This window comes from Krasilnikovia cinnamomea (assembly GCF_004217545.1).
Classification (GTDB): domain Bacteria; phylum Actinomycetota; class Actinomycetes; order Mycobacteriales; family Micromonosporaceae; genus Actinoplanes; species Actinoplanes cinnamomeus.
Genome location: NZ_SHKY01000001.1, coordinates 182,580 through 194,546 on the forward strand (window position 1 = coordinate 182,580; position 11,967 = coordinate 194,546).

General features: G+C 76.0%; 7 protein-coding genes. 1 reads left to right on the forward strand and 6 read right to left on the reverse strand.

All coding sequences use genetic code 11. The annotated features are described in order from the left end of the window. Positions 1-125 precede the first annotated feature (125 nt). On the forward strand, positions 126-4,247 hold the full coding sequence (locus EV385_RS00740) for a hypothetical protein (protein WP_130507681.1): 4,122 nt from the start codon (positions 126-128) through the stop codon (positions 4,245-4,247). A gap of 7 nt (positions 4,248-4,254) precedes the next feature. Here the strand turns inward: EV385_RS00740 and EV385_RS00745 are convergent, their stop codons facing one another. The 6 genes from EV385_RS00745 to EV385_RS00770 form a co-directional block, all read right to left on the reverse strand. Continuing rightward, entirely contained in the window at positions 4,255-5,439 is a 1,185-nt protein-coding gene (locus tag EV385_RS00745) for an ABC transporter permease (RefSeq protein WP_130507682.1), read from the reverse strand. Continuing rightward, positions 5,436-6,215: an ABC transporter ATP-binding protein gene (locus EV385_RS00750; RefSeq protein WP_130507683.1), complete on the reverse strand. Its 780-nt coding sequence runs from the start codon at positions 6,213-6,215 to the stop codon at positions 5,436-5,438. Before EV385_RS00750 ends, EV385_RS00745 begins: the two co-directional genes overlap by 4 nt. Then, a complete protein-coding gene (locus tag EV385_RS00755) occupies positions 6,212-7,549 on the reverse strand; it encodes an efflux RND transporter periplasmic adaptor subunit (RefSeq protein WP_130507684.1) in 1,338 nt (445 codons plus the stop codon). Before EV385_RS00755 ends, EV385_RS00750 begins: the two co-directional genes overlap by 4 nt. Positions 7,550-7,958: 409 nt before the next feature. After that, on the reverse strand, positions 7,959-8,696 hold the full coding sequence (locus EV385_RS00760; RefSeq protein ID WP_242624625.1) for a L,D-transpeptidase family protein: 738 nt from the start codon (positions 8,694-8,696) through the stop codon (positions 7,959-7,961). A 164-nt stretch (positions 8,697-8,860) separates the two neighbouring features. Continuing rightward, on the reverse strand, positions 8,861-11,137 hold the full coding sequence (locus EV385_RS00765) for an N-acetylmuramoyl-L-alanine amidase (RefSeq protein ID WP_130507685.1): 2,277 nt from the start codon (positions 11,135-11,137) through the stop codon (positions 8,861-8,863). 171 nt (positions 11,138-11,308) lie between these two features. Then, on the reverse strand, positions 11,309-11,947 hold the full coding sequence (locus tag EV385_RS00770) for a GNAT family N-acetyltransferase (protein ID WP_130507686.1): 639 nt from the start codon (positions 11,945-11,947) through the stop codon (positions 11,309-11,311). Positions 11,948-11,967: the final 20 nt, after the last annotated feature.

Here is an 11,967-nt window from a genome sequence, read left to right on the forward strand (position 1 = left end):
GCGCGAACAGGGACGCGGCGAGGACTGGGGGCAGGGATGCGGCACCGGAGCGGACGGCGCCTTCCCGGCGACCGCCTGCCCACCGGCGGCCGCCCCCGCGGCGGGCACCGCGCCGAGGGGGCCCGATGAGCTTCGAAGACGACGAGTACTGGGACGCCGAATACTCCGATCAGGCCGTCGGGTACGCCGACAACACCGCGATCGCCCACGACCGGTATGCGTATGTGGACCGGCCCGTCCCGTCGCGCCGCAACGGCTCGGGCGGGCGCGACGAATGGGCCGACGACGCCGACGGGGAGGCCGCGTACGACGAGCTCGCGGTCCGTCGGCAACGGCGCCAGCGCAATAACGCACAGTCAGCGAGCCGGGAACAACGGATCCGGGCCGCGTTCGACGCCGAACGTCCAAGCTGGCTCGACGACCCGGCGTTCGCGGCCCGGGGCGGGCAGCGCACGGGTGACCAGGACCGCGACCGGGACCGGCGGGCGCCCGCCGGTCCCGGCTGGAACACCGACACCGCGGACTGGGACGAGCAGGGCGACGACTGGGACGCGGCGGACGACGAGTGGGATGCGCCCGCCGCCGACTGGGACGAGCCACGCGACCGGCAGCCACGGCGCCGCGCTACCGGAGCGGACGGCGCCGGCTGGGAGCCCGACGACGACGGCCCGATCCGACGGCCCGGCGGGCGGCGTACCGGCGGTGGCCCCGGCGCGTACGACGGCGTGCCGTCACGCCCGGCGGACCGGCCCGCGTCCGGCCGCGCGCGGGTCCCCGAACAGCCGGTGAGCGACGCGCCGCTGGACCTCTACCGGCCTCCGTCCCGCAGGAACGACTCCGGCCGTGGCGAGGACGACGGCCGGCGGCGGGCCGACGTACCGTCCGGCGATCCCCGCTCGGGCGACGGCGCCGCCCGCGCGGCCGCCTGGGCCGACGACGACATCGCCTGGGCGGACGACGCGGCGTGGCGGGACGGCAGGGCGCGACGCGACGACTCGGCGGCCTGGGCGGACGAGCCGGGCCGCCACCCGGCCCCCGGCCGCGACGGCTCACGCCGCAGCGACGCGACGCCACGGCCTGTGGGCTGGGCCGACAACAGCCAGCGCGCGGTCGGCTGGGCGGGCGACGACGGGCACGGGACGGACCGGCTCGACAGCGACCGGCGCGCCAGCGGGCGGCCGGGCCGGGCCGACCGCGAGACCGGCTGGACCGGGCAGGCCGACCGGAAGCCCGGCTGGGCGGAGCAGGTCGACCGGAAGCCCGGCTGGACGGAGCAGGTCGACCGGAAGCCCGGCTGGACGGATCCAGCCGACCGGCAGACGGGCTGGGGCCGCGAGCAGGACGACCGCCAGACCGGCTGGGACAGCGAGCAGAGCGACCGCCAGACCGGCTGGGACAGCGAGCAGGACGACCGTGAGACCGGCTGGGACAGCGAGCGGAGCGGCCGCGAGACCGGGTGGGCGGATCGATCGGAGCGCGACCGGCGTGGGACAGAGCGGCGCGGGACCGGGTGGCGGGATGCCAGCCAGCCGCGCCGCGACCGGCCGGACAGCCGGACCTGGCCGGATGACGACCTCCCCGCCGCGCGGGGCCACGCCAGTGTCGACGGTGCCGATGCCCGGTCCGGGCGGGGGACCGCGGGCGACCGGCGGGACGGCCCGCCCGCTGGCGATCGTCGCGACGACGTGCTGCACGGCGAACTGCTGCCGCCCGACCCGCGCCGTCACCGGCCGCAACCGGGCGCTCCGGCGGGCGGCCCCGGGACCACTCCGGAGCAGTACGGCGCCCCGTTCCCCGCGCCGGGATTGCCGGGGTGGACCGGCGGACCGTTCCCCGGACCCGGCTTCCCCGGCTGGACCGGCCCCGGCTTCCCCGGCCCGTGGGGTCCCGGTTCCGCTGGCCCAGGGTGGGACGGACCGCCGTGGGAGCGGCAGGGGCACGGCGCGCCGGGCTGGGCCGAATCGGGCCGGCCCGGGGAGTTCGCGCAGCGTGACGCCACCCCGCTTGCCGATCGCCCCGCCGCCGTGGAACCGGACGAGGACGAGGACTGGTCGCCGTCCCCGGCTGCCCGGGGCGGCGCCGCGGTCGAGGACACGCGCCGCGACCGCACCGACGACGCCGAGACATGGGACGACCGGGCGCCGTACTCCGGTCGCTGGGACGAAGAACGCGCCTTCCGGCACGAGCAGGGCACGAATCCCGACCGGTACGACGAGCGCGGCGGTCGCGAGTACGACGAGCCCCTCGACCCCGCCGCACGCGAGTACGGCCAGCCCCTCGACCCCGCCGCACGGGTGCGCCGTGAGCGCGGCGACGAGGACGCGCGCGGTGACGAGCGTCGAGCCGAGTCCGGGCCGGCCGACACGGGCCCCCGGGTGCTCAGCAAGGCGAATCCGCCGACGGCGCCGCGGGTCATCAGCAAGGCCACCCCGCCGCCCGCGCCCCGGGTGATCAAGAAGGCCGAACCGCCGGCGATGCCCCGGGTCGTCGGCACCACGCCGCAGGTGGGACCGGCTCGGGTGATCCCACCGGCGCCGCCGACGGTCCAGCCCGGCATGAGCCCGGCCGCCACGACGGATCCGTCCGGCACCGGCCCCGTCGCGGCACCCACCTCACCCGCGGCGATGCCCGCCGCCACGGTCGCCCCGGCCGGTACATCCGCACCGGTGTCGCCCGCGCAGGCGAGCGCGCCGCCCCGGTCCCCCATGTCCCCGGCCCCCGCGCCACCGGCCCAGGCTCCCGCGTCGTCCGCCCACGCGCCCGCGTCATCCGGCCAGACCCCCGCGACCCCGGCCCAGGCTCCCGGGTCGTCGGATCCCCGGCGCGCCTCCGGCGTTCCGGGCGGCACGTCAGCGCCACGGGTCCGGCCGCCCGTGCCGCCACCGTCCGCCACCCCGGCGGCCGGACCGTCCGTACCCGGAGTGCCCCGGTCGGCCACCGCGCCGCCCGCCGCCGCGCCGCGCGCGGTTCCCCCGCCGGCCGTTCCGGCGCCCGCTCCCGCCCCACCGGCGGTTCCCCCGACCCCGGTCCCCGCAGCCGCCGCTCCCCTGCCGGTGGCCCCCGGGGCAGCGGCACCCCCGCGCGCGGTGCCACCGGGACCCGCCACCGGCAGCACCGCACCGGCGCCGCAGCCCGCGGCGGCCGGGGGCGGACCGGCCCACCCGGCTCCGACCAGGACTCCTCCGCCCCCTGGCGGACGGCCGTCCGCGCAGACCGCGGGCGACGGCCCGCTGAAGCCGATCGCCCGGCTCGCCACCTCAGGCCCGGACACCGCACCCCGTCAGTACGCCGACGCGGGCCTGTCCGGGGGCTGGTTCACGCCGCACGCCGACGCGCCACCCCCCGGCCCGGACGCCGGTGGCGCGCCGGCCACGGTCACCGCCGACGCGGCGTCGGGCGCCGACCGCGCCCCCGGGATGGTGGTCGACCTCGACATCACCGACATGCTGACGAACCTGGCCACCGGCCAGCAGCCGGTCGTGGTGCCGCACCCGACGCTGCCCGCGGACGAGGAACCGGAGGACGCCGCCGGGAACACCACGGCGGAGCGGCCGGAGCCGTCGGTCATGTCCCGCCCGGAGCCGGTCGAGCCGAAAACCCCCGTACGCCCGCTCAAGCCACTGTCCGCCGAGGACCTGGCCGCGATCCGCTGGCGGCTGGACGGGGGAACGCTGCGCGAGGTCGTCGACGACCGTGACGCCCTGCGCGAGCTGGGGGTCCGCCTCGACGAGCCGCTGGCCGGCGAGGCGGACCACGCGACCCGGGCCGGGCTGCTGTCCGTACGGGCAGAGGTGTACCGCCTGCTCGACGAGCTGGGCATGGCCGCCGCCGCCAGCCGGCTCGCGCTCAGCCACGCCGAGTCCTCGGGCGACGTGCAGGCGATCGTCATCGCGCAGGCCGAGCTGGCACACGTGCTGCGGCTGCGCGGCGACCACGCCGAGGCGGACCGCCTGTTCGAGGTGGCGGCCAGTTCCGAGGCGCCGCCGGTGCTGCGCAGCGTGGTGCACGAGAACGCCGGCCGCAGCTGCTTCGACCAGGGACGGCACATGGAGGCCCTGGATCATTTCGCGCGGGCGATCCGGCTCGGCGACCCCGAGGACCTCGACCTGGTGGAACGCGTCGACGTCTCCCTGGAGGCGGTCTACATCCACGTGCTCCGCGACGGGTGGGGGCCGTACCCGCGCCTGCGCCGGGAGATCCTCGGCGAGCCGGCCGAGCGACCGGCCGCCACCGCCGCGACAGGATAGGCCCGGCTCACTCGGTCCGCAGCGCGACCACCGGGTCCAGCCGGCCGGCACGTTGCGCCGGGACCACCCCGAAGACGATCCCGACGGCGGCGGACACTCCGAACGCGAGGGTCAACGACCACCAGGTGATCGCGGCCGGCACCGGGGAGAGTCGATCCACCAGCAGCGCGACCCCCACACCCAGGGCCATCCCCACCACCCCGCCGATCGTGGTGAGCAGCACCGCCTCCAGCAGGAACTGCACGCCGATGTCGCGCGGCCGGGCGCCGACGGCCTTGCGCAACCCGATCTCCCGGGTCCGCTCCCGCACGCTGACCAGCATGATGTTCGAAACCCCCACCCCGCCGACGAGCAGGCTGATGCCCGCGATGGCGGCCAGCACCCCGGTGAGTACGCCCAGGATGTCGCCGAGCACGCCGAGGATCTGCTGCTGCGTGACCGCGCTGAAGTCGGTGTCGGGATGCCGTTTGACCAGCGCCGCCACGACCGCGTCGCCGAGCGCGTCGATGCGGTCCCGGTCGGGTGCCCGGATGGCCAGCGCGTCGATGCGGTCGGTGCCCAGTAGCCGCTGCGCGGCCGTGACGGGGATGTGCACCTCGCCGTCGCGGTCCACGCCGAGGCTCTGCCCGAGCGGCGCGAACGTGCCGACGACCCGGAACCGCACGCCGCCCAGGGTGATCTGCCGGCCGATCGGGTCCCGGTCGCCGAACAGCGTACGGGCGGTGCCGGCGCCCAGCACCGCCACCCGGCGGCCGGTGCTGACGTCCGCCTGGGTCAGGTACGTACCGCGGTCCAGCCGCCGGACGAAGACGTCCGGGGTGCTCTCCAGGACGCCCTGCATGCTGGCGAAGGCGGACCTGCTGCCGGCGCGGACGGTCTGGCCGGATTGGACGGTGACCGCCACCCGGGACCGGTCGCCGACGACCCGGGTGACCGCGTCGACGTCGTCCAGGGTGAGGGTGGAGACCGTGGGGGCGGCACCGGCGGCGAGCCGGCCCGGCACGACGATGAGCAGGTTGGAGCCGAGCCCCTCGACCTGGCGTTCGATCAGCTGCTTGGTGCCGGTGCCGATCGCGACCAGCGCCACCACGGCGGCCACTCCGATGACCACGCCGAGCATGGTGAGCACACTTCTCAACCGGTTGGCGCGCAGCGCGTCCAGGGCGACCCGCCACGCCTCGGCCACCCTCACGCCGCACCACCGTCCGCCACGCGACCGTCCACGATGCGGCCGTCGGGCGCGAGGCCGTGAGGTACGTCCGGAGCCTCGCCCGAGGGCGGGGTGGGCGGTGGAGCCTCGACGATGAGGCCGTCGCGCATGACGATCTGGCGGCGGGCCCGGGCCGCGACGTCGCGGTCGTGGGTGACCAGGACCACGGCGACGCCGTCCGCGTTGAGCGACTCCAGCAGCGCCAGCACCGACCGGCCGGTCGCCGAGTCGAGGTTGCCGGTGGGCTCGTCGGCCAGCAGCACCGACGGCTCGGTGACCAGGGCGCGGGCGATGGCGACCCGCTGCTGCTCGCCACCGGACATCTGGTTGGGGCGGTGCCCGACGCGGTGTCCCAGGCCGACCCGGTCGAGCAGGGCCGCGGCGCGGCGGTGCCGCTCGCGGCGCCCGATCCCGCGGTACACCAGCGGCAGCGCCACGTTGTCCCGCGCGGTGGTACGGGCCAGCAGGTGGAACGACTGGAACACGAAGCCGATGGTCTCGTTGCGCAGCCGGGCCATCTCGCCCGCCGAGAGCGTGGCCACGTCCCGGCCACCGATGAGCAGTTGGCCGCTGGTCGGCCGGTCCAGGGCGCCGAGCAGGTGCATGAGGGTGGACTTGCCCGAGCCCGAGGTGCCGACGATCGCCACGTAGTCGCCCGGCTCGACGGTCAGCGAGACCCCGCGCAGCGCCGGCACGGACACCCCGTCCAGCTCGTACGTGCGGGTGATGCCGGTGGCCACGATCGCGGGTGTGGTCACCGGGGCAGCTCCTGGCCGGGCCGGACCTGGTCGGCGCCGCCGATCACGATCCGTTCGCCGGTCCGTACCCCGGAGACGACCTGCACCACGTCCTCGCCCTGGACGCCGAGGGTGACCGGCACCCGCTCGGCGCGGCCGGACCGGACCGCCCAGACGGTGTCGCGCCCGTCGGCGGTGACGATCGCGGCGGCGGGCACGGTCACGGCGTCGGTGGCCTGCCGGACCCGCAGGCGGAGGACCGCGCTCATCCCGGGCCGCGGGGTCGGGGCGGGTCGGCCGTCGGGGTAGCGGCCCGCGCCGAGCTCCAGCCTGGCCCGGTACGAGACGCCGCCGCGCGAGGAGGTGGTGGGCAGCAGGTCGACCGCCCGTACCGTGGCCCGGTAGGTGGCACCGGTGGCGGCGTCCAGTTCGACGTCGGCGCGGACGCCGGGCCGCACGAGCAACACGTCGGTCTCGTCGACGTCCGCGGCGAGGCCGAGCCGGTCCACGTCGACCACCGTGAGGATCGGGGTACCGGCGCTGACGGCGGCACCTTCGGGCACGGCCGCGTCGACCCCCGGCAGGGCCGGACCGGCGGCACCCGTCGCGGCGCCCGCCCCGGCTCCGGCGGCGGTGCCCGCGCCGGCGGACAGCAGGTCGTTCAGGGAGGTCGCGCCGCCGGACGGGGTACCGCCGAGCTGCACCACCCCGGAGACCGGGGCCCGCAGGGTCAGCGCGTCGACGGCGGCGTCGGCCAGCTCGTACGCCTGTTGGGCCTGCATCCGCTGGGCGGCGCCGAGTGCGCCGACGGCTTGGCCGAGGCTCGCCACGCCACGCTGCACGGAACGCACGGCGGCCGAGGCGGTCTGCGACACCGCGGCGTACTGGCGGCGGGCGGCGTCGAGCTGGGCCAGCAGCGCCGCACGCAACTGCGGGTCGCTGACCTGGCGGGCCGCGTCCCGGGCGGCGGCGAACGCGTCCGCGGCGGACGCGTCGGTACGGCGCTGCGCCGCCGCGACGCCCGAGCTGCCGCCGGCCGGCACGCCGGTGCCGCCGGAGGACCGCTCGAGTGCCCGCCGCGCGTCGCGCAGCCGCCGCTGCGTGGCGGGCGAGTCGATGACGGCCACGACCTGCCCCTTGCGGACCCGGTGGCCCGCGTCGACGCGCAGCTCGGCGAGGGTGCCGTCGGCCGGGGCGTTGACGGTGGCGGCGGCCCGCGCGGTCACCGAACCGGGCGCCTCGACGATCTCGGCGACCGTGCCCTGGGCGGCGGTGCCGAGCGTGACGCCGGTCGCCTTGTCGCCGCACGAGGCGGCGGTCAGGCAGGCGAGCAGGACGGCCGCCGCGAACAGCACGACTGGCCGGCGCCCAGGAACAGCTCGTCGCCCGGAATCGAGGCGGCGCTTGACGGCAGGGCCCCCGGAAGCAGGGCGACCCGTCGACGCGGGGCGGTCCTCGGATGCGGGTCGGCGCGGGAGATCAAGACCGCGCGGGTCGGCAGGTCGGCGCTGGGCGGCAGGCACGGGGCCATGCTATGCCGGTGGATCAGCGTCGACCGATCCGTGTACGACCTCCGCCCGGCTTGCCCAGGCCTGATACACGATGCCTGGTTTCGGGCGCTGTCGCGCCGCCGACAGGGCGGGTTGCCGACGCGGCGCACCGGATCGAACGCCGCCGCGATCCGGACCTGGCCGCCTGTGAGAGCACGGAAACGACACGCGGCCCACCGGCGTCGCCGGTGGGCCGCGCTCACGGTACGGCGGATCAGGTGCCGGGACGGCGCCCGAACACCTTGACCGTGGTGCCGGACTTGAGCATGCCGTAGAACTTCTTGGCGTCCGACGGCAGCATGTTGACGCAGCCGTGCGAGCCGCGCCACGCGTCGTGCAGGTAGGTGGTGGTCTGGTGCAGGCCGATGCCACCCACGAAACGCTGCCAGTACGGCATCCACACCTTGTACTTCTCGGAGTACTCCTTCGACGCCCGCTGCCAGATGCGGTAGGTGCCGGTGGGGGTGCGGTAGCCCTTCATGCCGGTGCGGGTGACGCTCGGCTTGGTGTACACCTTGCCGTTCTTCATCACCCAGATGGTCTGATGGGACAGGTCGACGCAGACCGTGGTCCGGCTCTTGCTGGCCTTGCACGCCTTGGTGTTGGTGGCGGCGATCCGCTTGGCCACCCCGCGCGTGGTCGGGCCGGCGAGGCCGGCGGCCGGCTGGATGCCGAAGCGCCGCTGGAACTTCTTGATTGCCGCGCAGTCCGCGGCCGACTGCTTGCCGTCGACGGTGACCGCGCCGAATCCGCCGATCTTCTTAAGGTAGCCCTCGACCTGGCGCTGGTACTTGCCCGTCGAACACGAGGCCGCCGCGGCCTGGCGAACCACCACGGCCGCCGGTGCGGCAGCGGCCACCGGGCCCGCCGCAACGGCCGCGCCGGGTGTCAGCGCGACGGCGCCGAGACCGCCGCCGAGGCCCGCCGCCAGAGCGGCGGTGACCAGGCGCACGGAAACTCGCTGTTGCAAATCTTCCTCCCCGAACAGATGTGTCCCGACATAGAAGCACAGGACTGTGTGGCGCAGGATCCTCCGGCCGGCCGTGGCACGAAACCGTGACCTCGGCGGGCGCACTACCACTGACCAGGCGGTCCGCGGTGCGCTGCCCGGCTGGCCTAGCGCAGGTAGACGAGGCCGTCGGAGGTGACGGTCGGGCGGCCGCCCGTGCCGCGGACGACGATGGCGACGGTGTGCCGGCCCTTGGCGAAGGTGCGGGTCCACAACGCCTGCCGGTAGCTGTTCTTGCCGGCCTTGAGGTCGAGGGTGCCCACCTTCCGGCCGTCCAGGTAGACGTCGACCTTGCCGGACTTGGTGCTGCGGGCGAACAGCAGAGCCGCCGAACTGCCGGTGAAGGTCCAGGTCAGCTTCGCGTTGCGGGTGCCGGTGGTCAGCGCCTTGCCGCCCAGGTGGGCGCTCTTCGAGGCGGTACGCCACTTTCCGCCCCGCTTGGCCTTGGTCTCCGGCAGCAGCACCACGGTCCGGCCGACCGTCGCGGCGCCGGTGTTGCCCGCCACGTCCTTCGCCGCGAGTTTCCAGTAGGTGCCGCCCGGCTTGACCGCGGTGGCCCACGAGGTGGTCGTCGGGCCGAAGGTCCGCGCGGCCGGCGCGGTGACCGCCACCGACGCCAGCTTGGCGTTGTCGGCGGCCCGGAAGGTGAGGGTCACCGGCACGGACTTGGCCGAGACGGTGCCGCCGCGCAGCACCACCGCCGGGGCGCCGGGGAAGGTGGGGGCGGTGGTGTCCCCCACGACCGTCGAGGCCGTGGAGGTGCCCGTGGCGCCGTTGTCGCGCACGGCCCGGACCTGCAACTTGTGGGCGCCGCCCGGCACCTGAACGGTGGCGGACCGGTCGGCGGGGCCCGCGGTGCCCACGACCGACCCGTCGACCAGCAACTCGAAGCGGGTGAGCACAGTGGACGGGTTGGCGATCGCCCACGTCATGGTGACCGGGCCCCGGGTGTAGTAGGTCCCGCCGGAGACCCCGGCGCCGCCGCCCGGCTTGGCGGTGAGGCCGTAGATCCCCGCGTCGGCCTCGGCCCGGATGTCGGCGAGCTGGGCGTACAGCGCGTCGCCGGGGCACTCGGTCGCGACGCCGTCGCGGTGCCCGGAGATCCGCGCGAACGTGACCACGGTGCCCTTGGGGAACTTGCCGTCGGAGACGCCCTCGGTCATCTTCGTGCTGCTGGTGGGCGCGAAGCCGTACATGCCGAGCTTGTACGCCGCCAGCTGCGCGATCGTCGTCTGGGTCGTGGCGGGCGCCCGGTCCTTGATGTACGTGCCCAGCACCGCGATGGCGGCCGAGCCGGTGTTGAACCCGTACGTGTGTGCGCCGATGACCGGCTTGTCCACCCCGCCCTTGCGGCCCTCGAACAGGGTGCCGCACTTGTCCGTCAGGAAGTTGTAGCCGATGTCGTTCCAGCGCCGGCTCTGCACGTGGTACGCGAGGATGCCCCGGACGATCGACGGTGAGTCGGCGCACTGGTAGTCGTTGGTCCCGGCGGTGTGGTGCACGAAGAGCACGCCGACGTTGCCGGCGTAGTCGGGCGCGTTCTTGACCAGGCCCTCGTCCGCCTGCCATCCGGCCCGGCTGACGTACGGTGGCAGGCCGCCCGGCAGCGTCGCCCGGGCCGCCTTGCGCGGCGCGGCGGGCGTGGTCGCCGCCTTGGTCGGGGCGGTCGTGGTCACGGCGGGTGCGGGCGGGGTGCTCGCGGGCGCGGCCGGTGGTGGTGGCGCGCTGGTCTCCTCGGACGCGGACGGCTGGGGCGCCGGTGAGCTCGGGTCGGCCGCCTCCTCGCCGCCGCCCTGGCCACCGCTGGCCCCCCGGGCGTTCGCGGTGGAGTCGAGCAGTTCGAGGCGCAGCCCGGCGGGCAACGCGCGGGTGACCCCACCGGCGGCGTCCACCACCCGGGCGGCCACGCCGTCGGCCGGGCCGACCCACAGCGGCTCGGTGCCACCGCGGGGGTGGCCGCCGCGCTCGGCGGCGGTGTCCGGCCCGAGGCTGTCGTCGGAGTCCAGGGTGCGCCACGGCGACCACGCGCCGGTGGCGACCGCGCGGGTCCGGACCTGGACGGTGCCGGCCACCCGGGCAGCGGGATCGGTCCAGGTGATACCGAGCAGGCTGAACCTGTCCGTGCGGCGCTCGGACACCTTCAGGGTGTGGGCCCGGCGGTCGGCCGGGGCGATGTCGAGGCTCTGCCGGGCCACCTTGAGCGGCGGCCCCTTGGGAGCGGCCGGCTCGGCGGGGTCGGCGGCGGGACGTGCGGCTACCGGGTCCGCGGCGGCGGCCTGGTGGGGTGACGCCCCGGGCCGGTTCAGCGCGATCGCCGCCGTACCCACGGCGACGACTGCGGTGGATACGAGCACACCGATGACCTGGCGCCGGTTCACGCTCACCCCCGTACCTGCCGGTCGCGGGCGCGTCCGGATCGGCCGTGAGGCTACCGGTTCGGGTGGGGGCCGCGCGGGCCGCTCCCGGTCCCTCCACAGTCGACGAACGTCCGGGACCTCGGGAACCTCCACCGTTCGGCCAGATCGATTGGGGCCGAACGGATGATATTGCCAGGCTCACACCCCGAACCACCGGCGGCACGCGTCGACGCCCGACACGGTCACCTCGCGGCCGTACCCCGTGGCCTGCCACGCCTCGGCGGTCAGCCGTACATGCCGCAGTTCGGCGCGGCCGGTCGTCTCGGCCACGAACCCCAGCCCGTTGTCGGCGTAGCCGAGCCGCCGGGACACCCCGAGCGAGGCGGCGTTGGTCACCACCGCGGAGCTCACCGCGGCGAGCGCACCGAGATGGTCGAACGCGAGCCCGAGCGCGGCCATCCGCATCGCCACTCCCAGCCCGCGCCCGCGCGCCGGGGGCACCAGCCAGGAGGCGGTGTCGACCGTACGCAGCACCGCGAAGTTGTCGCCCTCGACGGTCTGCACCCCCACCAGCTCCCCCGCGTGCCGGACCGCCAGGTGCAGCACCCACGACGACGGTGACCAGGTGCCCAGCGCGCGCCAGTACCCCTGGCAGAACAGCCGGCGCTCGTTCTGCGCCGCCGACTGCTCGTCGAACAGCTCCAGCCGGGGGTCGTGTCCGACGTCGCCGGGCAGCGCGCCCGCGAGCTGTGGCAAATCGTCCTCGCGGACCGGCCGCAGGGTGACCGTCCGGCAGGCGAGCCGGATCCCGAACAGCGGCCAGTCAGCCATCGTCATGCAGCGAGCATGGCGGCCAC

Coding starts and splice junctions, on each gene's coding strand:
- EV385_RS00740 (WP_130507681.1), top strand. CDS start 126: ATGAGCTTCGAAGACGACGAGTACTGGGACGCCGAATACTCCGATCAG.
- EV385_RS00770 (WP_130507686.1), bottom strand. CDS start 11,947: ATGACGATGGCTGACTGGCCGCTGTTCGGGATCCGGCTCGCCTGCCGG.